Source organism: Pseudomonas yamanorum (genome assembly GCF_013386765.1).
Classification (GTDB): Bacteria; Pseudomonadota; Gammaproteobacteria; order Pseudomonadales; family Pseudomonadaceae; genus Aquipseudomonas; species Aquipseudomonas yamanorum_A.
In genome coordinates, this window is sequence record NZ_JACARE010000024.1 from 235,110 (window position 1) to 259,817 (window position 24,708).

At 60.2% G+C, this 24,708-nt stretch carries 16 protein-coding genes and 1 riboswitch; of the genes, 10 read left to right on the forward strand and 6 right to left on the reverse strand.

Annotation, left to right across the window (positions count from 1 at the left end; all coding sequences use genetic code 11):
- Position 1 precedes the first annotated feature (1 nt).
- From HX875_RS20450 to HX875_RS20460, 3 genes are all read left to right on the forward strand, one after another.
- On the forward strand, positions 2-1,516 hold the full coding sequence (locus HX875_RS20450; protein ID WP_063032650.1) for a tripartite tricarboxylate transporter permease: 1,515 nt from the start codon (positions 2-4) through the stop codon (positions 1,514-1,516).
- Positions 1,509-2,537 (forward strand): AbrB family transcriptional regulator, encoded by a 1,029-nt coding sequence (locus HX875_RS20455; RefSeq protein ID WP_177045070.1) that lies wholly within the window; start codon positions 1,509-1,511, stop codon positions 2,535-2,537. The genes HX875_RS20450 and HX875_RS20455 overlap by 8 nt, the downstream gene beginning before the upstream one ends.
- A 160-nt stretch (positions 2,538-2,697) precedes the next feature.
- Positions 2,698-6,264, forward strand: a complete 3,567-nt coding sequence (locus tag HX875_RS20460; RefSeq protein ID WP_177045072.1) for a YncE family protein — start codon at positions 2,698-2,700, stop codon at positions 6,262-6,264.
- Between the two features lie 114 nt (positions 6,265-6,378).
- On the opposite strand, the gene HX875_RS20465 is transcribed toward HX875_RS20460, so the two are convergent.
- The 4 genes from HX875_RS20465 to ung form a co-directional block, all read right to left on the reverse strand.
- Positions 6,379-8,562, reverse strand: coding sequence for an autotransporter outer membrane beta-barrel domain-containing protein (locus tag HX875_RS20465; protein WP_177045074.1), 2,184 nt, complete (start codon positions 8,560-8,562; stop codon positions 6,379-6,381).
- Positions 8,563-8,915: 353 nt separating this feature from the next.
- Positions 8,916-10,904: a hypothetical protein gene (locus tag HX875_RS20470; protein ID WP_177045076.1), complete on the reverse strand. Its 1,989-nt coding sequence runs from the start codon at positions 10,902-10,904 to the stop codon at positions 8,916-8,918.
- A gap of 283 nt (positions 10,905-11,187) precedes the next feature.
- Positions 11,188-13,164, reverse strand: coding sequence for a hypothetical protein (locus HX875_RS20475; protein WP_177045078.1), 1,977 nt, complete (start codon positions 13,162-13,164; stop codon positions 11,188-11,190).
- A gap of 245 nt (positions 13,165-13,409) precedes the next feature.
- Positions 13,410-14,102, reverse strand: a complete 693-nt coding sequence (gene ung / locus HX875_RS20480) for a uracil-DNA glycosylase (RefSeq protein WP_177045080.1) — start codon at positions 14,100-14,102, stop codon at positions 13,410-13,412.
- A gap of 132 nt (positions 14,103-14,234) precedes the next feature.
- Between ung and HX875_RS20485 the strand changes: the two genes are divergently transcribed.
- The gene (locus tag HX875_RS20485) at positions 14,235-15,347 is read left to right on the forward strand and encodes an enoyl-CoA hydratase/isomerase family protein (protein WP_177045164.1); all 1,113 of its coding nucleotides are present in this window, start codon (positions 14,235-14,237) and stop codon (positions 15,345-15,347) included.
- An 11-nt stretch (positions 15,348-15,358) separates the two neighbouring features.
- Here the strand turns inward: HX875_RS20485 and HX875_RS20490 are convergent, their stop codons facing one another.
- Both HX875_RS20490 and HX875_RS20495 read right to left on the reverse strand, forming a co-directional pair.
- Positions 15,359-15,793: a DUF3757 domain-containing protein gene (locus tag HX875_RS20490; protein ID WP_177045082.1), complete on the reverse strand. Its 435-nt coding sequence runs from the start codon at positions 15,791-15,793 to the stop codon at positions 15,359-15,361.
- A gap of 159 nt (positions 15,794-15,952) precedes the next feature.
- The gene (locus tag HX875_RS20495) at positions 15,953-16,306 is read right to left on the reverse strand and encodes a hypothetical protein (RefSeq protein ID WP_010176601.1); all 354 of its coding nucleotides are present in this window, start codon (positions 16,304-16,306) and stop codon (positions 15,953-15,955) included.
- 302 nt (positions 16,307-16,608) lie between these two features.
- Positions 16,609-16,709, forward strand: a riboswitch (guanidine-I (ykkC/yxkD leader).
- 61 nt (positions 16,710-16,770) lie between these two features.
- On the opposite strand from HX875_RS20495, the gene HX875_RS20500 reads away from it, so the two are divergent.
- The 6 genes from HX875_RS20500 (at position 16,771) to uca (ending at position 24,703) form a co-directional block, all read left to right on the forward strand.
- Positions 16,771-17,838 (forward strand): putative urea ABC transporter substrate-binding protein, encoded by a 1,068-nt coding sequence (locus tag HX875_RS20500; protein ID WP_177045085.1) that lies wholly within the window; start codon positions 16,771-16,773, stop codon positions 17,836-17,838.
- Between the two features lie 12 nt (positions 17,839-17,850).
- Complete coding sequence (locus HX875_RS20505) at positions 17,851-18,666, forward strand: ABC transporter permease (RefSeq protein ID WP_177045087.1); 816 nt, start codon at positions 17,851-17,853, stop codon at positions 18,664-18,666.
- Positions 18,663-19,427 (forward strand): ABC transporter ATP-binding protein, encoded by a 765-nt coding sequence (locus tag HX875_RS20510; protein WP_177045089.1) that lies wholly within the window; start codon positions 18,663-18,665, stop codon positions 19,425-19,427. The genes HX875_RS20505 and HX875_RS20510 overlap by 4 nt, the downstream gene beginning before the upstream one ends.
- Entirely contained in the window at positions 19,424-20,149 is a 726-nt protein-coding gene (locus HX875_RS20515; RefSeq protein WP_177045091.1) for an urea amidolyase associated protein UAAP1, read from the forward strand. The genes HX875_RS20510 and HX875_RS20515 overlap by 4 nt, the downstream gene beginning before the upstream one ends.
- Before the next feature lie 9 nt (positions 20,150-20,158).
- Positions 20,159-20,791, forward strand: coding sequence for an urea amidolyase associated protein UAAP2 (locus HX875_RS20520; protein ID WP_177045093.1), 633 nt, complete (start codon positions 20,159-20,161; stop codon positions 20,789-20,791).
- 291 nt (positions 20,792-21,082) lie between these two features.
- Positions 21,083-24,703, forward strand: coding sequence for an urea carboxylase (gene uca / locus HX875_RS20525; RefSeq protein ID WP_177045095.1), 3,621 nt, complete (start codon positions 21,083-21,085; stop codon positions 24,701-24,703).
- Positions 24,704-24,708 lie beyond the last annotated feature (5 nt).

Consider the following 24,708-nt stretch of genomic DNA (forward strand, 5'->3'; position numbering starts at 1 on the left):
TATGGATACGTTCAGCTATTTGGGCCAGGGCTTCGGCGTTGCACTGACCCCTTACAACCTGATCACCGCGCTGTGCGGCACCTTGATCGGCACCGTGGTGGGCCTTCTGCCAGGCCTGGGCCCGATCAACGGCGTGGCGCTGTTGATCCCCATCGCGTTCGCCCTCGGGCTGCCGCCTGAGTCGGCGCTGATCCTGCTGGCCGCCGTGTACCTGGGTTGCGAATACGGCGGGCGTATCAGCTCGATCCTGTTGAACATCCCGGGCGAAGCGTCCACCGTGATGACCACCCTCGACGGCTACCCGATGGCCCGTAAAGGCCTGGCGGGCGTGGCGTTGTCGCTGTCGGCATGGAGTTCGTTCATCGGCGCGTTTATCGCCACCTGCGGCATGGTGCTGTTTGCCCCGCTGCTGGCCAAATGGGCGATTGCCTTCGGCCCGGCGGAATATTTCGTACTGATGGTGTTTGCCATCGTCTGCCTGGGCGGCATGGCCGGTGACAAACCGCTGAAGACCTTTGTCGCCGCACTGATCGGCCTGTTTCTGTCAGCGGTGGGTATCGACGCCAACAGCGGCGTGTACCGTTTCACCGGCGATAACATCCACCTGACTGACGGCATCCAATTTGTGGTGCTGGTGCTGGGCCTGTTCTCCATCAGCGAGATCCTGTTGCTGCTGGAAAAAACCCACCGTGGCCAGGAAGCGGTAAAAGCCACCGGACGGATGATGTTCAACCTGAAGGAAGCTTCCGCCGTATTCGTGGTGAATATTCGCTGCGGCCTGTTGGGCTTCATCATGGGCGTACTGCCCGGCGCGGGTGCCACACTGGCCTCTGCCGTGGCCTACATGACCGAAAAACGCCTGGCCGGTGCCAGCGGTAAATTCGGCCAGGGCGACATGCGCGGCCTGGCCGCTCCGGAAACCGCGATCGGCGCTTCCGCCTGCGGCGCCCTGGTGCCAATGCTCACCCTCGGCGTACCCGGCTCGGGCACCACGGCCGTGATGATTGGCGCCCTGTCGCTGTACAACATCACACCCGGCCCGCTGCTGTTCCAACAGCAACCGGACATCGTCTGGGGCCTGATCGCCTCGTTGTTCATCGCCAACATCATGCTGGTGATCCTCAACATCCCGATGATCCGCATCTTCACCCGCATCCTCGCCGTACCGAACTGGGCGCTGGTGCCGGTGATCGCCATCATCACCGCGATCGGTGTGTACGCGGTTCACGCCACCACCTTCGACCTGTTCCTGATGGTGGGCATCGGCATCTTCGGCTACATCCTGCGCAAGCTGGACTTCCCGCTGTCGCCCGTGCTGCTGGGCTTTATCCTCGGCGGCTTGATGGAGCAGAACCTGCGCCGGGCGCTGTCGATTTCCAACGGTGAATTGCAGATCCTCTGGTCCAGCCCGATCACCTTCGGTGTGTGGGTGCTGACCGCGTTGATGCTGCTGTTCCCGCTGGTGCGCATCTGGCGCAAGCGTTCCCTGCAGCGTCGTGCTGTGGCCGATGTCTGAGGCCACGTTCAGAAACTGGTGGGCGACACCGCTGGTCGGTCTGCTGGGCGGGTACCTCGCCAGCCAGATCGGCTGGCCACTGCCGTACATGGTCGGCTCGTTGCTGGCGATCATCCTCGTGCGCTGCCTCACCCCCTGGCAGCTGGCAGAAATCCCCGGCGGCCGCAAATGCGGCCAATGGGTGGTGGGCATCGGCATCGGCCTGCACTTCACCCCGGTGGTGATCGAGCAGGTGATGAGCCACTTCGGCCTGATCTTCTTCGGTGCGCTGGTCACCAGCCTCTCCAGCATTGTGGGGGTGTGGTTGATGCGCCGCAGCGGTGAAGACCGCGCCACGGCGTTTTTCTCCAGCATGCCGGGCGGTTCCGGCGAGATGGTTAACCTCGGCGCGCGCAATGGCGCGGTGCTCAGCCGTGTCGCGGCGGGCCAAAGTCTGCGGGTGCTGGTGGTGGTGCTGTGTGTGCCGGCAGCGTTCAAGTATTTGCTGGGGGAAGGTGCGCCGCAGTTTCATCCGGCGACCGTCGACTGGACCTGGCTGGCGGTGCTCTTCCCCATCGGCGCATTAGTGGCCTGGGGATGGCAGCGTTTGCGTCAGCCGAACCCTTGGCTGTTCGGGCCGCTGCTGGTCAGCGCCATCGTGAGTATCACCTGGGACCTGCACATCGGCCTGCCCGACGGTGGCAGCCAGATAGGCCAGTGGCTGATCGGCAGCGGCTTGGGTTGCCACTTCAACCGGCAATTCTTCCGGCGTGCGCCGTTGTTCATGGGCCGCACTTTGATCGGTACGGCGTTGACCATGTTGATCGCGACGCTGGCGGCGGTAGGCTTGAGTGCCCTGACACATCTGGATCTGCGCTCGTTGACGCTGGGCATGATGCCCGGTGGCATTGCCGAAATGAGCCTGACGGCGGAAACCCTGCAATTGTCAGTGCCGCTGGTGACCGCAATGCAGGTGATGCGTTTGTTGTTTGTGTTGTTTCTGGCGGAGCCATTGTTCCGGCACTGGAACCGGCAGCCGTAATCTGCACTCCCGGAGTGACCCGCCCTGGGTCACTACCATTCGTCGCCACTGTCACTTCTCACAGCTATCCCCCTTTCTGTCTGAAGCGCTCAATCGCTACAGCGACGCTCACCCCTTCCTGGCCTGAGCGTACCCTCAACGAGCAGACAGGATTGTGATCATGACTCAAGATCTCGACACCCCGCACGATGACTCCGTCCCTTCATTACCACTGCTGCCAAGCGACACCACGGTTGAGTCCGCACCCTTGCGCCCGGGCGGCTTTACCCTGCCGCAACCGCCCGATAGCGTGCTGACCGCCCAGTCCTTCAGCAACGAGCCCTTCAGCAACCTGCCCCTGTACATTCCGACCCTGACCACCCCGGTCGTCGGCTACAGCGGCGGCCTGAACAGGGCCGCGCTGAACGTCAGCCCGGCCGGCGTGTTATTCATCCTGCTGCCCTACCTTGACCAGGCCGACGGTGACTTCATCGAGCTACAGCTCAACGGGTTCAGGGTTGCGTTCCATACCGTCACCGCCGACGAGGCTCTTAACGGCACGCAAATCGTCTTGTATGTGGAAAGCTCGCGTTTTATTCGCGAGGCCGGCAATACCGTGCAAGCTTTTATCACCCGTATCAGCGGCGGTACCGATCAGACCCAGTTGTTCAATATCTATGTCGATGACGTGCTGCCCGGGGGCCGCAATCCGGTGGCCAGCACCTCGGAAAACGAAAACCTGCCCAAGCCGCTATTTCCCCAAAACATTATCGACTTTGGTGTCAGCCAGGACGATGCCAACCGAGGCGTGCCGGTGACCATCGGCTACTACCCGGTCGACACCAGCCTGCCCGCCGTGAATCACCGCAAGACGCGCGATGTGATTCGCCTGAGCATCGGCGGGGTGATCATCCAGCATACCGTCACCGAGTTTGAAGCGGCGGGCCGCGACCCCATCATCATCACGGTCTACGCCGGCACCTGGGCCGAGGTGGGCAGCGGTGTACGCGTGTGTGAATACGATGTGGTCGACGAGGTGGGTAACCGCTCCGATGGTTTCTCGCCGGCGCAACTGCTGACCGTGCGGATCGGCACGGGCACCGAACCGCTGTTGCCGGCACCCTACGTCCTTGAATCCGTCGACCTGCCGGACGGCACGCAACTGCTCGATGCCGATGCGCTTAATGGCGAAAACGCCACCCTCGTGGTCGATGTCGCCGGCCAGGGATACGTGCTGGGGGACGTCATTCGGGCAACCGTCGTCGGGCTGACGGTGGACGGGGTACGCGTGACCTACACCTACAACCACACCATCACCTCGACCACCCGCGTCCAGTACATCGACTGGCCAAACGCCGATGTACTGAGCCTGGTCAACGGGCGCCTGCTGCTGACCTACCAACGTATTCGCATCGGCGTACCGGCACGCGACTCGGAAGGCTCGCTTGTCAATATCATCGGCACTCCTGTCGACACCAGCCTGGCAGCACCGCAAGTACCCGACGCGGTGGGCGGCTCACTGCCACCCACCACCAACCCTGTATTCGTGGTGATCCCGTCCTATACCGGCCAGAACAGCAACGACCGCATCACGCTGGTACTGGAAGGCACCTATGCCAATGGCCGTTCCTATTACGCCGAGTACAGCACCCGCGCCGGCAGCGGCGATATTCTCTTCGACCTGGCCAACGGGCCCGACGGCGAGATCGCCCAACTGGAAGGCGGTTCGTTGCGGCTCTACTACACCGTCAATGATTCCCGCGACCGGCCGCCATCGCGCACCCTGAGCCTGACGATCGGCGCAATAAGGGCGATCCTGCGGCCGCCCACCACCCGCGAAGCGGTGCCGCCTGATTATGTCTTCGACCCGGAAATCAACCGCGGCAACTTGAATGTCACCGTGCCGGCGAGCCCGGCCTTTACCCTCGGCGCCACGGTGTTCCTGCACGCCGACGGCAGTTCCCCCGGCGGCAGCGCCCCACCGGATGCTTTCCCGATCGACGTCAACTGGGTCGGTGCCGCCCTGCCCTTCACCGTGCCTCGCGGCTTTGTGACCGCCAACCTGAACGGTTCCCTGACCCTGTACTACACCGTGGTCAGGCCGGGGCAGCCCACCCTGACGTCCGAGGCGTTGGTCATCCGGGTCGGCTCGGCGCTGAACCTGCCGGTGCCCGAAGTGCTGGAAGGCACGGTGATCAACCCGACCCTGACCCGCCTTAACCCGCTGCACGTGCTGCCGCCGCGCCCGGAAGTGGTGACGATTCGTGTGCGCTACGCGCCGATGTTGCCAACGGATGACATCAAGGTGCACATCATCGGCAAACCGGACGTGGGCACACCGGATATTCCGGCGAAACCCGGCATTCCCAATTCTGGTAGCGACTTTGTCGACTTCACGGTTTCCAGTGCATTCGTCGCGGCTTACCTGGGCGAGAGCTGCCAGGTGTATTACGAAGTCATTCGGGGCGGGGCGAGTACTCAGTCCAAGACCCTGACCCTGGAGGTGGAAGCCCTGGCATCGCAGGAATGGGACCTGGTGAGTATTCCTGAGGCCACAGGCGGGGTGATTGAAACCAGCGGTGCCTACACCGTCCGGATTGATGCCTGGCCGTTCATGGTGGCCGGGCAACTGTTGACCGTATTCCTGCGGGGCACCACCGATACCCTGCTGTTCAGCAGGCCGGTGACCGCTGCTGAAGTGACCGCCGGGCGTGTCACTGCGCCTATCCCGGCGGACTATCTGCGGACACTGGCAGCGGACAGCACCCTGAGGGTAGAAGCCAATGTGTCGCTGGATGGCAGTGGCAACCAGGCTACAGCCCAGGCGTTTGAGGTAGTTCGTTATGACGTCAGAAGGTCTGCGGGGATCGTGGAAACCATTACGGTGGGCAATACGCCTTCGATCCTGGCCCTCAGTCCGAATAACCAGAAACTCTATGTGGCCAACAACACGAGCAACATGATCCACGTAATCGATACAGGGACCAACACCGTTGTACATATCATCACGATGCCGGTGAGAGCAACCGCAATGGTTGTGAGTTCGGACAGTTCACTCTTGTATGTGGGAACGCTTTCATCACCGTATAAAATATATGAAGTCGAAACAACCTTCTATACGATTAAAAGAGAGAGCTACAACGGATATTACGGCAGCGCGCTCAGTCTCAATTCAAACGGCTCAAGATTGTATGCATCCTACAACGCAGGAAACTATGTCCTATCCATTGACACCGTCACGTTAAACGAAGTATCTCCACGCTTCATTTTTAACGCTACCAACAGATACGTCAACGACAACCTTATAAGCCGAGACGGCACTCGCATGTACGTTTCAAATACTTATGGCGTAGCTATTTATGCCAGTAACGGGGTCTTGATAAAAGATCTGGAGACAACTCCCCCCTTTGGTTTAACCAAACTCGCGTTAACCCCAAATACGGCCAGACTGTATTCAACTTCAAATGCCAGTATCGTAATTATTGATACAACCACTAATGACGTAGCCAAGATATTGACCAATATCTCACCAACAAACTTGGCCATCAACGCCAACACGGCGATCTATCGCGCCTTCGTCACGGAGAGCACCGCTAATTCCGTGAGAATCATCGATACACAAACCGAGGAGCCCATGGGCAGTATTCCAGGCTTCGACCACCCCACCGCCATTGTCTGCAACCCGCATAACAACACGCTCTACGTTGCCAATAACGGCACCAACACCATTGCGGTGGTCAGCACATAAGCAACAGCGAGGTCAAAAAAATGCCCCGTATCCTTCGATACGGGGCATTTGTCGTTATGCAAAAGTCCTGGGGTTCAATTCATCGCTTAGCACAACGTACTGCTCATCCCACCCTTAGAAGTCGTAACGCACACCCACGTTAACGCCCCAAGGCTGGTCGATGCTACGGCCCTGGCTGCGCTCCACGTCCGCATGCACCTTGAAGTTCTTCGACACCGACATCGCCACCCCGGCCCCGACTTCGATGCGTGTGCCCGACAGGTCGTTGTTGAACTTGTTGTCGTTCACGAACACCTTGTTGCTCTGGTTGAACTCATGGGCCACGGCGGTGCGCAAGTAGGGTTGCAGGATGCTGCCACTGTCGAGTTGGATATTACGCCCGGCGGTCACACCGGCCTTGCCCACTACAGAAGCGGTACGGTCGCCCTTGGCATGCAGGCCGTTGTCCAGGTCGTAGCTTTGACGCTGGATGAATGCCGTCGCCAACTGCCCGTAAGGCTCTACGAAGTAACCGTCATCCAACTTGATATGACGACCAAACTCAGCAGAGGCACTCACCGCGTTTTGAGTGAAGTCGCCCTTGGCCTTCTTACCGTCACTCATGGCCACCTTGGACTCGTTGTGCAACCGGTTGAACTTCATCACGCCATCGAAGTAGAAGCCGCTCTCGGCATCCAGCCAGGTGGCATAACCACCGACGTAGTAGCTGTTGATCGTCGCGCTGCTGCCACGCTTCAAGTCCAGGTCCGAGGTGCTGTGACCGGCCATGAAACCGGCCAGCCACTGGCCGTCGCCGCCGGAAAGTGGCACGTCGGCACCCAGGGTAAAACCACGTTGGGTCTGGTTGTAATCAATGCCCTTGTTCTTGTTGGACACTTCGTACTTGTTGCCATAGGCACGGCTCCACAGGCCCGACGACTTGCCGTCGCTGAGGCGCAGTTCGCCCATGCGCGTACGCAGGTTTGTCATCTCGCCGTACAGCACGCTGGGTGCGGCGTTGGCCAGGGCCAGCACCGAGTGGGTGCTTGGGCTGATGACCTTGCTGCTTGGGTCCAGCAACCAGTCCTTTTGGTCATTTTCGTTAATCAGGCTGTAGGAGTAGGTACCTACGTCAACGCGATCATTGACCAGGCTGAACTGAGCGCCGCCGTCTTCGGTATGCACGACATGCAAACGATCATCGGACAACGGGTCGGCACCGCTGCTGGCGATCAACAGCTTGTGGTCGCCTGACGACGTCCCGGTGACATTCAGGAAGTCCCCCGTCAGGGTCGCGAAATCAGCGGTCATGATAAAGGTGCCGTTGCCCGACAGGTTCGCCACGTCCAACTGATAGAAGGTACCTGGCTCGCCGAACTTGATGTTGCCGTTGTTCAGGGACAGATCACCCACCTGCTGGTTGTCGACCATGACCCAGGTGGCGTCGCTGTTGATCGCCAGCGCGTCGACGTTTTCCAGGCGCCCGGTCAGCACCGAACCATTGTTCAAGCCCACATTGGCGGTGCCACCGGAATTGATCACATCGCCGGTCATCGACGCACCGTCCAGGCTCAGGTCCAGCACGCTGGCTGCGCCCACCTGGATATTACCGGCCAGCGCCGTGTTGCTGACGCGCATGTCGGCCGAGCCGCCATTGGTCAGCTCCAGCATGTTGCCGTTGCCACCTACGAGGGTAGAGCCATTGTTGACGTTGATTTGAGTGCCACCCGGGGCACCCACCAGGATCGCCGCACCGGTTTCACCCACCACCTCGGTTTGGTCGAGGGTAAATACCGACGGGTTATCCTGGGTCGGCAAACGGTAAATCACCATGCCATTAGTGCCGCCGCTGATACGGCTGTTGTTGGCGCTCAGTTGGCCATCGAACGAAATCAGGCCGGCCTCGACGCCCTGCACCTGAGTGCCGATCAACGTCAGCGAGCTGTCGCCGGCCAGCGATACACCGTTGACGCCTTCGATCAGGCTGTTGCTGACCACAGCGGAGGAACCCTGGGTGCCCTCGAAGCCGACGACCAGTCCATTAGCCGCGCCGCTGTGAATGTACGCATCATTGATTGTGCCTTGGCTGCCATACAGCGCAACGCCAATTTCACCGGGTGCTGTGCCAAATATCCTGCCTCCGTTCAAATTAACGGTCGAATGATAAGCCTGTACACCTACAATATTGGCGCCATTGGACGTCAGTGTTGCTCCCGTCACTTTGTAACGATCAACGCGTGAATCGGCATCTAAGATAACGTGTTGGCCCGGGTGAACATCAAGCGCCAGCGCTTCTGTCACTGCGACAGAAAACGGCATGAGCGCGAGCATTTTAATTGCAACGGATAACCGGGAAGGGGTGAAGCTGGTTTCTTTAGTCACGGGTAATTCCTCTAGTCGGGTGACTGAACAAGCCAAGCGATTACAGGACTCATCGACTCAGGCTTTCAGAGGCGCAGAGAGTACGTACCCATGAGGGAGTTTCATGTAGGACTTATCCCAAGAGGAAGAAAGTCGGCTCCGCAAAGCTGCATTTCGCCCTACCAGGCGGATATCCATTGACAACGATCCAGTTGATTCAGTACCAACAAATGCCAGAACAAAAAAGCACGAACCGTCGACGTTTTACCGCCGGCGGTCCGTGCTTGATTCAACTACGGGTCTAGAGGTGATTACCCACAGACTGAGTTGTCCGCCCTGCGGCGATTCATATAGACAAAATTGGGATCGGACTCACCCGTCGTTACGCCATCCGCCTTGAGTACTGTGTAATACGCCTCGATACGACCGGTGGTAACCGGCTGGATAAAGACAGGGAAGGGCACCGTGAACAACTCCCCCGGGTGGCCTGGAACATTGTGATCACCTGTCACAGTGACTTCAGGCAATACCTCGTCTACAACAACCGTTGTGGACGTCAGACTGTCGGGACCATAGACAACCCAATGCATCGTGATCCTGTCACCGGTACGAAGGTTGTCTGGATCAAGAATCCTGGTTCTGATGCCATTCGGTATGCCTTGGTCGCAGGTAATAATGAAGATGCCCGCACCGATTGAACGCGCATCAAGCAACTCAATGAGCGTCAGGTTTTCCACTACCGCAGCGTTCACCTGAACCGGTGTTTCCAACGACGAGATAACGTTAGTGTTGATGCCGTTATTGAGTTCATACCAGACCGGAACAAGACCATTTTGCCCCGCTGCGATCACGCTGGCCGGAATGATAAGTTCGAACTGAGCGGCTGTTTCATCAGCGACCGTGACTGTGTAAGGAGGTGCCAGGGCCGGAAGGCCTTTCCAATAGATTTGAATTCTATGCCCCGCCGTAGCCCCTGTGTAGACATCAAAACGGGCGATGGCATCACCCGTGTCGCCAGGCCCGATCTCGTCTATCAACCCTTCGGCAGACTCCACTTCGATCGTATCCAGAAGCGGATTTACAGGGCCCGGATCCTCTGGCCGCCCACCTGCCGAGCGCAGGTCCACGTCGACGGGGATCGTGGCCGATGGTCCGAAGGAGCTCCCGTCGCGGACGACTCTATAGCTGACATCAGCCGTATACGGCGCGTCCAACCCGCCCGCTCTCAATACATCCCAGGTGATTTCCACTCTCTGTGGCCATGTGAGAGAGGTAATGGTATGGATGAGAAAAATACCGTTAAATTCAACCAGAATATCATCGCCTATGGCCGGATTGGTGTATGCATCAATGAACACTTCAGCCCGGCGCAACTGCGCGTCAGTCAGGTCAATAGGGGCTTCAGGAACACGTGGGGGCAACAGCCCGGCCGGCGAAGGCGAAGTAATAACGATCACTCTTCTGACGTCCCCGGGCCAAGTGGTATTGTTGCCTGCGCGATCCGTATATCGGTAGGCGATGTATTTCATCCCTCCGCCTTGCGCCACAATTTGCGCGGTGGTCAAGGTAAAAGGGACAGGTGCATTGGATCGGGGCAAGTTGTCCATCATGAAAATAGGAACGGCGTCCAGCATGTTCCAGTACACCAGCAGTCTGTCGCCGACCTGCGGGTCGATACGGCCGGGAATGGTGACTATCAACTGATTCCCATTACTCGCCAGGCCTTCCAGCGTCAAGGTTTCACCGACCCATGCCTCCAACTCCGCGGGATCATTCAACAGCCTGGCATTGGGGTCGAGACGATCGATGGTGACCGGTGTGGGTGTAGAAGGACGGTCACTCCCAATAGTGCCACCGAAGAAAAACACTTCATAGCTAATGTTTTTCACCCCATGCTCACCAATATCCTGCTCAGGCACCGCAAAGGAATACGGCCATGTAAGCGCACTCAAGGGATGGCTGAACGCCACACGATCCCCATAAGGGACATTATTGATATAAATCTGCAATTCGTCGTCTAAAACGCCGGGAAATGGTGCAAGATCGCCCCATTCAGGAATGGTACACATGACACCCTGTGTATAGAGCGTACGGATATCCATCAAGTTAGGCTGGCCACCAGCGACATCGGGCAACGCATTCACGGCATTCAATTGATCAAGAACAAGAGGCCCTCCGGGTGAATATCCCCGTGGTCGCCGAGTCGTTAAAATATCTGTGGATTGGGGTGTGGCGTTATTACTTTTGTTGGAGTTCGTCATTGTCATGCACTCTGAAGGATTAAGACTGTTCTCGCTCATCACCACATCACTGGAACAAGGACAGGCTAATTAGATCGACTTTCTCCGAGATGCACAGCCTGTCAAATTTCACAGCTGCATCGGAAGTAAAAATGTGCTCCAAACCAACAACAAGCAATTAGCGGTGTTTTAATAGCCTGACGACCTATAAATAAACTTGTTAACACCACTCGGTCTAAACTCTGATGAATTAAAAACACCCACTGTGCCGTTGGTCCTGAAGTTTTTATATAAAAAAAGAGGGCTTACGCCCTCTTGATCCAGCCTCTATCTGAATGCCACGCTACTCGACCGCTATCGGCCCAAGACAGGTGCCCCCGCCGGGTCTTTTCAAATCGACATAGACCAACTTGCGCGACGATACCCCGGTCGGCCCCGTGGCCTTGAATAACCGGTAAGAAACGACGGCTGACCCCCACGTTTCAACCAGCCCCGGGCGCGTAATCAACGGATTGAATGGCAAGATTGCAATGGGCACCTGCCCGATATCACGATGGTCTGTCGTGAGCACCTGATCAAACCATACGTCGGTTCCATCAAAGTGTGCACCACTGCCGTTTTTCGACGGGTAGCTCTTCCAATACAGCCGAACGGTATCACCTACCTCGAAATGCACCGTGTTCCAATCGATGCCCATGAACACCCCGGTCCAGGGCTCAGGCTGGGTATCGCAGGCAATAAAGTCACGTGGGCTGTCGTTCAACAACCGGGGCGCTTGTAGACCGGTCAGCGTGTCGAACTCCACCCGTACCGGAGTGAAAGGGCTGCGCTGGCGATTGACGCCGTTATCGGTCCAGTAATAAACCGGCAAGGCCAGGCTTGAACCAATCGAAATCACTGACCAATGCACCTGGAACGTCACTGTCTGACCGGCGACATCGCCCGGTAGAACTTGATAGTCATCGGCAAAAACCGCGTCCGAGCCCCAATACAACTCCAACGACTCTCCTGGAACAGGATTGATATACAGTGGCACTTCAACGGCGACCGGCCCGGGAAAGTCCACATTGGTCACTACGTCATCACCGGTGGCGCCTTTGACCACGACCCTCGCCAAACCTGGATTGATGGGGTCCGGCCCAATCGGATCGGGACCAGCAACCGTCAAATCGACCTCATAAAAGCTATTGGGCGAGTCTTTCGTCGCAGCGCCACGCTGGAACACATAGTGCACGCGCACGGGGTAACGAGTATCGAAGCCGCCGACCGTGAGAACGGGCCAAGGCACCGTCACCGGAATCGGCCAGTTTTGGACCGCACCTATCGTAACGGGCGCCAGGGCCTGGCCATTCCAAAAGGTGAAGATCCTGTCGCCAGGGTCCGCGTCGAAAATCTGAGGCAGTGACACCGTCACCGTTTGGCGCGCATCGTCCAGGTTTATCAGGCCATCAGCCTCGGCCAATGGCACCTGAGGGCGCGGCAGGTCGGGCAAGCTCACCAAGGACACCTCGACCGACACCGAAGCCGAGAAGGGTCCGACGACGCCTGCCCGGTCGGTAAGGGTATAGGAGGCAAACCTTGGGCCTTCACCGGAGGCCCGCACAACAGCTGCCGGAAAGAATACAAAAATGGGCGCACCTTCGACCTGTGCCCGTTCAATAACCACGGTGTCCACTTCGTCGACATTGGGAATATCTCCCCAGTAAAACGTCACCGTATCTTCCGTTTTAATGTCCGGCCAACGAACGAGCTCCGCCCTGACCCCGCCATGCGTATTCAGGTAGTCCTCGGTCACACCATCGCGCTGGACCTGCTCATCAAATACCAGTTGCGGGCCGGGGTTGCCAAAATTGGGAGCAGTCTTGTCGACATTGACAAAGGTTGGGAACGACTGGGTCAATGGCAAAAAAACCGAGCTGACCTCATAAGTCAACCTACGAATGCCACCCGTGGACAAGATCCTCGCTGGCAGCTCTTCGATCAGAGGAAAAACCAGATCAGGGTCGTACGGTCCGACAATTTCGCGTACATGCTCGCTTACCCCCTGCCAGAAGTACTCCACACGTGTGACTTGCAGGGGATTGTCAGCGAAATTGACCGGCCACACGCGCTCAATCGTCACCTGCAACGGCTGGTCTTGCAGAGCCAGCGGAAGGGTGTAGGCCGCTTCATCCCACAAGAGAGGCAGTGCCTGGGTAGGGATCGGGTTATCCAGAGTCAGAATTGATGGCCCATCACCCCGTGGGCGACGTGCCGGCTGGGCAGCCGATTGCTCCGGGTCAATAGGCAGCGGATCTGAGGGCAAGTTCGAATGAGACATGGTCACTCTCCTTGAGCAATCTATCGATAATCGACCGTTGAATACCGCCCTGGCGCTGGCCAGACCGACAAGGTCAGGGAGATGATTAAATGCCCAAAAAAAAGCGCCGGATACTGTCGGAAATAACAGGTAGCCGTGAGTTTCAAGCTGTGCTCAAGGGTATGAAAAGCCTGAAAATGTCGAACGAAATCAGGTACACCTAGGAATGCAGGGTGCTGGGCAGCATTGCGCTGCCCCCACTTTATTCAGACCGGCGGTAACAGCCAATTAATCGGCGCTTCACCGTTCTGCTCAAGAAACTTGTTGGCGCGACTGAAGTGCCCGCAGCCAATAAACCCTCTATACGCCGACAACGGCGACGGATGCACCGACGTCAGCACCAGGTGCTTGGTGGCGTCGATCAGCTTCTGCTTGCCCTGCGCGTGGGCGCCCCACAGCAGGAACACCAGATGCGGCTGATGCTCGCTCACCAGCTCGATAATCCGATCGGTAAAAAACTGCCAGCCCTTGCCCGCGTGGGCGTTGGCATTCGCGCGCTCCACCGTCATGGTGGTGTTGAGCATCAGCACGCCCTGGTCGGCCCAGCTTTGCAGGTAGCCGTGGTTGGGGATGTCGATGTTCAAGTCGCGCTTGAGTTCTTTATAGATATTGACCAGCGACGGCGGCGCCGGCACGCCCGGTTGCACCGAGAAGCACAGGCCATGGGCCTGGCCCGGGCCGTGGTATGGGTCCTGGCCGAGGATCACCACCTTGACCTTGTCCAGGGGCGTTGAGTTGAGTGCGTTGAAGATCATCGGGCCCGGCGGGTAGATCTCCTTGCCAGCGGCGTGCTCTTGGCGCAGGAATTCGCGCAACTGGGCCATGTACGGCTGGTCGAACTCGTCACGCAGGGCGTGTTTCCAGCTGGGTTCGAGTTTGATACGGTCGTCGGTGGTCATGGTTGTATCCAGAAAAAACAATGGTGCGAACCCTAGGAAAGCCCACCCTGCTTGTCAATTGATCTGACGCAGAACCGGCACTTTCCCGCGAAGCGATCATACTGAACCTTCACTTTCTCGATTGAGGTCATGATGAACCTGCACTTCGAAGAGCTGATTGGCACGGGCGGCGCCCGCGTCGGCGTCGCCAGTCTGGACGCTGAGAAATCCCTCAACGCCCTGTCCCTGCCGATGATCCTGGCCCTGGCCGAACGCCTGGATGCCTGGGCCAAAGACCCGCACATCGTCTGCGTGTTGTTGCGGGGCAATGGCCCCAAGTCCTTTTGCGCCGGCGGTGAAGTGCGCAGCCTGGCCCAGGCCTGCCGTGAACATCCCGGTGAAGTTCCGGCGCTGGCCGCGCAGTTTTTCGCCGCGGAATACCGTCTCGACTACCGCCTGCACACCTACCCCAAACCACTGATCTGCTGGGGCCACGGCTATGTGCTGGGCGGCGGCATGGGCTTGCTGCAAAGCGCCGCGGTGCGCATCGTCACCCCGAGCAGCCGCCTGGCCATGCCGGAAATCAGCATCGGCCTGTACCCGGATGTGGGCGCCAGTTGGTTCCTGTCACGCCTGCCCGGCAAGCTGGGTTTGTTCCTGGGCCTCACCGGCGCTCACATGAACGGCCGCGACGCCCTGGACCTGGGCCTGGCCGACCGTTTCCTGCTGGATGAACAACAGGACGAACTGCTCGAAGGCCTGCTGCAGTTGAACTGGCAGGAACAGACCGAGATGCAACTCAACAGCCTGCTCAAGGCCCTGGCCCAGGAAGCCACCGGCCAGTTGCCCGAAGCCCAATGGCTGCCGCGCCGGGCGCAGATCGACGAATGGCTGGATGTGGGAGATGTGCGCTGTGCGTGGCGCGCCTTGAGCCAATTGCGCGACCACGCAGACCCGCTGTTCAACCGCGCCGGCAAGACCCTGAGCGAAGGCTGCCCGCTGACCGCGCACCTGGTGTGGGAGCAGATCCAGCGGGCGCGGCATCTGTCCCTGGCCCAGGTGTTCCAGATGGAATACACCCTGAGCCTGAACTGCTGCCGCCACCCGGAATTCAGCGAAGGGGTGCGGGCGCGGCTGATTGACAAGGATCAACAGCCTCACTGGCACTGGCCGGATATCAACTTGATCCCCGAGGCGGTGGTGCAGGCGCACTTCCACAAGGTGTGGGAGGGGCGGCATCCGCTGGCGGATTTGTCTGACTATTAAGTAAGCGCTCGTCAGCGCGTTGAGCCTTCCAGCGTGAAGGCGCAATTATCGGGCTGACGGTCGTCGCACTGAAATATCTGTTGCCCGAAAACGTCAGTGCCGGGTCGCCAGTGCGTGGTATCTGCCAGCGACATCGTCCCTGCGCTGCGGACCGAGCCGTACCTCAAGGCGACCATATTCTCCCTTGCCGTTTTATAAAGGCACTTTTCCAGATAGCCATTCTTGCGTTCACCCGGCTCCCTTGGAATAAAAATCGCCCCCACGAATGTTTCCACGAAGTCCTGGCCGTCCATTGGCGGGCTTACCCATGGGGAGTCTTTGGCAGTTCCCTGAAAGTGCCCATCAACGTACCGGATGGCACTCGGATACGGGCAGGCTTGCGCTGCTGCTAACGTGTTAATGCCGAAAAAACCAAAAAATAACAAATAGAGCGTACTGGCTCTCATCCCATGGGCTCCGTCAATCGATGTTGAAAACGACACGTCAAATAGACGACCGCCTCCAACTAACAACAGCCGTGCCCCCTAGTCTAGCTGTCAAATATGACAGTACCGACCAGCGGTATAAAAAACGGCGCCTGAGCGCCGCTTTTCCAACAAATACGATCAGCGATGCCCGCCACGGCCTCCGCCCTGATTGCCGCCGCCCTGGCCACGGCCACCGCCATTACCCCAGTGGCTCCCCCAACCCTGGTTGGGGTAAGGCCGGTAACCGGCTCGCGGCCCGGCAGGGTAGTAACGAGGTGCGGGCTGGTAATACCGCGGCGACGGGTAGTAACGCTGCGGTGGCGGATAGTAACCCTGGCGATAATGGTAGTAAGGCCCGCCACCGTAGTAATACGCCGGCGCAGGCGCCGTGTAGACCTCGGTACCGTAGTAGGCCTGCCCGCCACCGTAATAGGGCGCACACGCAGAAAGGGTCAAGCCGAGCAAAGCGATGAGAAGCAGTCGACGATACATGGCGGCCTCCTGGACCGCGGAAGAGCACACCCAGCGACGCTGGGGGGCGGCAAACAGCTTTCACTGATTGACGAAATATCTGACATCAAAATCTGAATCTGGTGCGATTTCGACATAGATTGATACATCTGATCGTCGCCTCATTGCAGTGCAACCCCGCACCAGCACAACGCACATTCTACGAGCCCTGCGCCCTCCTCCTCGCGCCAACCCGCGCCGTTGCTGCGCCGGTGCCACTTGGCACGACTCTCGCTTTACCTCTCCCGTGCAGGAGTCATCACAGGTTCGCGGCACCACAATTTGCAATGGCTGACTAGGGTTCCGGCTCGCTAAGGCGAGTGGCTGGTCCGAGAGTCGGCGACCTCCAGTTGAGGTTACACGGCGGGATAAAAGCCCGGGAGACAAGCCACCGTTCACGGTGCCGCGTTGCTCCTGCTCGCCCTTGATCAACTGGAGAAGCATCCATGCCCTCGATACGTTTACCCGCCCTGCTCGCCGCCGCCTTCGCCGCCGTGGTGAGCTTTTCCGCCCAGGCCGCCCCCAAAGACCATTTCAGCGTGTGCTGGACGATTTATGCCGGCTGGATGCCGTGGGAGTACGCCGGCAGCCAAGGCATCCTCGACAAGTGGGCCAAGAAGTACGGCATCAAGATCGACATGGTGCAGCTCAATGACTACGTCGAGTCCATCAACCAGTACACCGCCGGCCAGTTCGACGGCTGCACCATGACCAACATGGACGCCCTGACCATCCCCGCCGCCGGTGGCGTGGACAGCACCGCGCTGGTGGTCAGCGACTTCTCCAACGGCAACGACGGTGTGGTCATCAAGGGCGAAGGCAAGACCGTCGCCGACCTCAAGGGCATGAACGTCAACCTGGTGGAACTCTCCGTGTCCCACTACCTGCTGGCTCGCGCACTGGAGTCGGCCGGCCTCACCGAAAAAGACCTGAAAGTGGTCAACACCTCCGACGCCGACATCGCCGCCGCCTTCAACACCGATCAGGTCAAGGCCGTCACCACCTGGAACCCGATGCTGTCGGAGATCAAGGCCAAGCCCGGCGTCACCGAAGTGTTCGACTCCAGCAAAGTGCCCGGCGAAATCATGGACATGATGGTGGTCAACACCCAGACCCTCAAAGACAACCCCAAGCTGGGCAAGGCCCTGACCGGCGCCTGGTTTGAAGTGGTCGCGCTGATGAACGCGAAAAACGCCGCCAGCACCGACGCCCTGGAACACATGGCCAAGGCTTCCGGCACCGACCTCAAGGGCTTCCAGTCGCAACTGGACACCACCAGGCTGTTCGCCACGCCCAAGGAAGCCCTGGCCTTCGCCACCAGCGCGCAGTTGCCGGCCACCATGGGCAAAGTCGCCGAGTTCTCGTTTAAACACGGCCTGCTGGGTGAAGGTGCCAAGGACACCAACGCCGTGGGCATGAGCTTCGCCAATGGCGTGACCCGCGGCGACACCGCCAACCTCAAGCTGCATTTCGACCCCAGCTACGTACAGATGGCCGCCGACGGCACGCTGTAAGAGGACCCGGCCATGCGCCTGATCAACCGTCACCCGGAACGCTCCAGCCGCCTGTTGTTGGTGCTGCTGCCCTTCGCGTTGCTGCTGTTCGCCTACTTCGTGGGCTCGGCCGAACGCCTGGCAGACAACCCCAACGACAAGCTGCTGCCCAGCGCCGTGCAAATGGGCGACGCGGTGAAACGCCTGGCCTTCAGCGCAGACGCTCGCACCGGCGAATACGTACTGTGGCAAGACAGCGCATCGAGCTTGCGCCGCCTGGCGATTGGCCTGGGCATCAGCGCCCTCGCCGGCCTGTGCCTGGGCATCGCCGCCGGTACCTTGCCGCTGTTCGGCGCACCGTTGTCGCCATTGCTGACGGTGCTGTCGATGGTGCCGCCGCTGGCGATCCTGCCGATCCTGTTCATCGTGTTCGGGCTTGGGGAATTGTCGAAAGTGATGTTGATCGTGATCGGCATCACCCCGGCCCTGGCGCGGGACCTGGAACAGCGAGCGCGGGAAATTCCCGTGGAGTTGCTGGTGAAGGCGCAGACCCTCGGCGCCTCCACCTGGACCCTGATGCTGCGGGTGGTGTTGCCGCAATTGCTGCCGCGCCTGCTGATCTCCCTGCGCTTGATGCTGGGCTCGGCGTGGCTGTTCCTGATTGCGGCAGAAGCCATCGCCTCCACTGACGGTTTGGGTTACCGGATATTCCTGGTGCGCCGCTACCTGGCGATGGACGTGATCCTGCCCTACGTGGTGTGGATCACCCTGCTGGCCTGGCTGATGGACTGGGGCCTCAAGGCCCTGACCCGGCGTGCGTTCCCCTGGTACGAAGGAGCGCGGGCATGAGTTTTATCAGCGTCAACAATGTGTGGCAGCGCTATGGCGACCAGGTGGTGCTGGAGCGCCTGAACCTGCACGTGGCCGAAGGCGAGTTCTGCACCCTGGTCGGGACTTCCGGCTGCGGTAAATCGACCTTCCTGCGCCTGCTGCTGGGCCAGGAAACCGCCAGCCACGGCGAGATCCTGCTGGACGGTAAACCATTGGCCGCCGAGCCCGACGCCAGCCGTGGCGTGGTGTTCCAGCGCTACTCGGTGTTCCCGCACCTGACGGTGCTGGACAACGTTGCGCTGGGCCTTGAATTGCCGCGCTCACCCTTGCTCGGCCGGCTGTTCGGCAACGCGAAAAAACAGGCGCGGGAACAGGCAGCGGCGCTGCTGCATAAAGTCGGTTTGGGCCACGCCCTGGACAAGTACCCGGCGCAGCTCTCCGGCGGCATGCAACAGCGCCTGGCCATCGCCCAGGCGCTGATCATGAAGCCGCGCATATTGCTGCTGGACGAACCCTTCGGCGCCCTCGACCCGGGCATTCGCAAAGACATGCACCTGCTGTTGCTGGAGCTGTGGCGCGAAACCAGGCTGACGGTGTTCATGGTCACCCACGACCTGAGCGAAGGCTTCAGCCTTGGCACCCGCTTGCTGGTGTTCGACAAGGTGCGCCTCGACCCGCACGCCCCGGGCGCGTATGGCGCCCGCATCACCTACGACATCCCTTTGAACAGCGAGCGCCGCAAGGCGATCGCCGCCGAACTTGGAGCCACTTCCAAATGACCGACTCAACCCAATTGTTCCCACCCTTCGCCGAGGAAATGCTCCCCGGCGGCGGCCACCGTTCCTTCGTGCTCAAGCGCGGCCAACTGCTGCGCCTCACCGACATTCGCGGCGGCGCCAACGTCAGCCTGACCCTGCTCAATGCCAATGAAAAAACCGAGCGCCTGAACCTGCCCGACAGCCTCAAGTGCCAACACACCGCCAAGCTCACCAGTGGCCATTGCCTGTACTCGGACATGGGCCGCGTGCTGGCCGCGATCACCGCCGACACCTGCGGCTGGAGCGACAGCATCGGCGGTGTGTTATGCGCCTCCGAGGTCGCCGAAAAATATGGCAAGGGCCGCTATCAAGAGCTGCGCAACGGCTTCTACCGCAACGGCACCGACAACCTGCTGGTGGAACTGGGCAAGTGGGGCCTGGGGCTTTCCGATCTGCTGATGACCCTCAACCTGTTCAGCAAAGTCACGGTGGATGACGCCGGCGGCCTGCACTTTGCGGCCGGTCATTCCAAGGCCGGCGACTACATCGAACTCTATGCACCGATGGACACGCTGGTGGTGCTCACCGCCTTGCAACATCCCATGGACCCCAACCCCGAATACGCGCCGCAACCGCTGAAACTCAGCTGGATGAACGCCGACAAAAGCGTCGCCGAACACTGCCGCACCTCGCGCCCGGAGAACGAGCGCGGCTTTATCAACACCGACCGTCTGTTCGCCTGAGGACCTGCCATGTCTATCGCACTCGCCAAACAACCGGACGCGGCCGTGTACCGCGCGACCATTCCCGCCGGCGAACCCTGGCTGATGGAAGTCAAGGCCGGCCAGACGCTGCGCATCCTCGACCTTGAGGGCAACCAGGCCGTCGACACGCTGTTCTACAGCCTGAAAAACCCCAGGGAACGCTACGACGTGCAGCGCACCTTGCGCCGGCAAAACAGCGTGTACCTGGGCACCGGCAGTGTGCTGTATTCCAACCTCGGGCAGCCGATGCTGACCATCGTCGACGACACCTGCGGGCGCCACGACACCCTTGGCGGCGCCTGCGCCCAGGAGAGCAACACCGTGCGCTACGCCCTGGAAAAACGCTACATGCACAGCTGCCGCGACAATTACCTGCGGGCCTGCGCCCACGATGGCCGGCTGGGTAAAGGCGACATCGGGCCGAACATCAATTTCTTCATGAATGTGCCGGTGACGGCCGATGGCGGGCTGACGTTTGAAGACGGCATTTCCGCCCCGGGCAAGTACGTCGACCTGCGGGCCGAGATGGACGTGATCGTATTGATCTCCAACTGCCCGCAACTGAACAACCCGTGCAACGGCTACAACCCGACCCCTGCGGAGTTACTGGTATGGAACTGAAAATCAAGCGGTTACGTCAGTGGTTGTTCGCCCTCTGCCAATCCCGGGCCGGGCAGTGCCTCCAAAAACACTGAAGATCAATTGTAGGAGCTGGCTTGCCTGCGATAGCGGTGGATCAGCCAACACATGGGGTGACTGACCCACCGCCATCGCGGGCAAGCCCGGCTCCCACAGTTGATCTGCATTGGTGTTGAAATTTGCGCTTCGGACGACCGCAGCGCCATCCACATTTGCGGGACGGCCCGCATCCCAGGACAAGGCCGAACACACATCGGCCTGCGGGGTTTTGCCATGTTCGAAAAACTGTTGATCGCCAACCGTGGCGCCATCGCCTGCCGCATCCTGCGCACCTTGCGCGAGCTTTCGGTCAGGGGCGTTGCGGTGTATTCCGAGGCCGATGCCGCCAGCCTGCATATCCAGCAGGCGGATGAGGCCTACAGCCTGGGCGAAGGCGCGGCGGCCGGCACGTATCTGTCGGTAGAGAAAATCCTCGCCACGGCCAAGGCCTGTGGCGCCACGGCGATTCATCCCGGCTACGGCTTTCTCTCGGAAAACGCCGCCTTTGCCGAAGCCTGCGAAACAGCCGGCATCGCCTTCGTCGGCCCTACACCGGAACAGCTGCGAGTGTTCGGTCTCAAGCACACCGCCCGCGCGCTGGCCAAGCAGCACAACATCCCCTTGCTGGAAGGCACCGAGTTGCTCAACAGCCTCGACGCAGCCCTGCTGGCCGGGGAAACCGTGGGCTATCCCATCATGCTCAAAAGCACCGCAGGCGGTGGCGGTATCGGCATGCGCGTGTGCAACAGCGCCGATGAATTGCGCGACTGTTTCGAGGCGGTCAAACGCCTGGGCCAGAACAATTTCAGCGACGCAGGTGTGTTTATCGAGAAGTACATCCAGCACGCCCGGCATCTGGAAGTGCAGGTGTTTGGCGATGGGCGCGGCGAGGTGATCGCCCTCGGCGTGCGTGACTGTTCGGTACAGCGGCGCAACCAGAAAGTGCTGGAAGAAACCCCGGCACCGAACCTGCCCGAAGGGATGGCCGATGAGCTTTGCCGAGCAGCAATCACCTTGGCCAAAGCGGTGAACTACCGCAGTGCCGGCACCGTGGAATTTATCTTTGATAGCGCCGATGGCCGCTTCTATTTTCTGGAAGTGAACACCCGGTTGCAGGTGGAGCATGGCGTCACCGAGCAGGTATGGAACGTGGACCTGGTGCGCTGGATGGTGCAGTTGGCCGCCGGGGAATTGCCGCCGCTGCGGGAGCTGGAGTTGAAGCCCCACGGCCACGCGATTCAAGCACGCCTGTATGCCGAAGACCCGGGCCGGGATTTTCAGCCGAGCCCGGGGTTGTTGACCTGTGTGGATTTCCCCGCCGCTGAAGGCCTGCGCATCGACACGTGGGTGGAGGCCGGTTGCGAGATCCCGCCGTACTTCGACCCGATGATCGCCAAGCTCATCACCTGGGCACCGACTCGCGAACAGGCACGCCTGGACCTGCATCAAGCATTGAGCAACAGTCAGTTGTATGGCGTGGAAACCAACCGGGATTACCTGCGCCAGATTCTGCTGGCCGCACCGTTCGCCAGCGGCCAGCCATGGACCCGCTGCCTGGAAGATCTGGTGTACCGCGCCGATACGTTTGAAGTGCTGAGCGCCGGCACGCAAACCAGTGTTCAGGATTACCCGGGGCGCCTCGGTTACTGGGCCGTGGGCGTACCGCCGTCGGGGCCGATGGACAGCCGCGCGCTGCGGTTGGGCAATCGCCTGCTGGGCAATGCCGAGGGTGCTGCGGCGCTTGAGATCACCATGAGCGGGCCGTTGTTGCGCTTCAATTGTGCGGCGGTGGTAGCGGTGACCGGCGCGGACATTGCGCTGCGGTTGAATGATGAAACGGTGCCGATGAACACCGCACTGCTGATCCCGGCGGGCGCGACCTTGAGCCTGGGCACCATCGCCGGGGCCGGTGCGCGCAGCTACCTGTGCGTGCGCGGCGGGTTGCAGGTTCCGGATTATCTGGGCAGCAAAAGTACCTTCACCCTGGGCCAGTTTGGTGGGCATGGCGGGCGGGCTTTGCGAGCGGGGGATGTGTTGCATCTGCTGCCGCTTTCGGACGTTAGCGCGGGCCAACAACTGGTACCCGAGCCCCTTGCCGAGGTGCGAACACTGCGGGTGATCTACGGCCCCCACGGCGCACCGGAATACTTCAAGCCCGAGTACATCGACACCTTCTTCGCGACCCAGTGGGAAGTGCATTTCAACTCCAGCCGCACGGGTGTGCGGCTGATCGGGCCGAAGCCATTGTGGGCGCGTACCGATGGTGGCGAGGCGGGGCTGCATCCGTCGAATATCCATGACAATCCCTATGCCATTGGTGCGGTGGATTTTACCGGAGACATGCCGGTGATCCTCGGCCCCGACGGCCCGAGCCTGGGTGGGTTTGTGTGCCCGGTGACGGTGATCGAGGCGGACTTGTGGCAGTTGGGCCAGCTCAAGGCCGGTGACAAAATCTGCTTCACCCCGGTCGACATTAAGACCGCCCGCGACCTCGCCCTGAAATGGGATCACTGTAGGAGCAAGCTTGCTCGCGATGCAGGCACCTCGGTACATCCGGAACACCGCATTGATACCATCGCCGGCAAGCCGGGCTCCTACAATTCACCTGTGGTTCTGGATATCGGCACACAGGACACCCGCCTGGTCGCCCGCCTCGCCGGCGACACCCACCTGCTCCTGGAAATCGGCGCTCCGGAACTCGACCTGGTGCTGCGCTTCCGTGCCCACGCCCTGATGCAAGCCCTCGAAGCACAGGCCCTGCATGGCGTCATCGACCTGACTCCCGGCATCCGTTCCCTGCAAATCCACTACCAGCCCGAACAACTGCCACTCGCCGATCTCCTGGCGTTGATCACTACCGAATGGCACACCGTCTGCGCCAGCCAAAACCTGCAGGTGCCCTCGCGCATCGTCCACCTGCCACTCTCCTGGGACGACCCGGCCTGCCAACTGGCCATCGAAAAATACATGACCACCGTGCGCAAGGACGCCCCCTGGTGCCCGAGCAACCTGGAGTTCATCCGCCGCATCAACGACCTGGCCAACCTCGACGAAGTGCGCCACACCGTGTTCGATGCCAGCTACCTGGTGATGGGCCTGGGCGACGTCTACCTCGGCGCACCGGTGGCCACGCCGCTGGACCCGCGCCACCGCCTGGTCACCACCAAGTACAACCCGGCACGCACCTGGACCGCTGAAAACTCCGTGGGCATCGGCGGCGCTTACCTGTGCGTGTACGGCATGGAAGGCCCCGGCGGCTATCAGTTCGTCGGGCGTACCTTGCAGATGTGGAACCGCTATCGGGAAGTGGCCGCGTTCGATGGCAAACCGTGGTTGCTGCGCTTCTTCGACCAGATCCGCTTTTACCCGGTAAGCGCGGACGAGCTAGTGCAGATTCGCCGGGATTTCCCCCTCGGGCGCTTTGAGTTGAGCATCGAACACAGCCAACTGAACCTGACGGATTACCAGGCCTTTCTCACCCGGGAAGCCGAGAGCATCGGCGCATTTCGCGGGCAACAACAGCGCGCGTTCAACGCCGAACGCGAACGCTGGATCGCCAGCGGCCAGGCGCATTTCGACAGTGAGGAACTCGCCCCGGCATTGGGCGAAGACACGCCGTTGCAGGCCAACGAATACAGCATCGACAGCCACATCGCCGGTAATCTCTGGCAGGTTCAGGTGGCCGTCGGCGAACCCGTCGCGGCAGGCGATGTGCTGGTGATCCTGGAGTCGATGAAAATGGAAATCCCGGTGCTCGCGCCGTTCGCCGGCACCGTGCGCGAAATTCCCGTGCAGCCTGGCAGCGGCATTGGCGCCGGGCAACGGGTGGTCGTACTGGAGCGTGATTTGCAATAACGCGG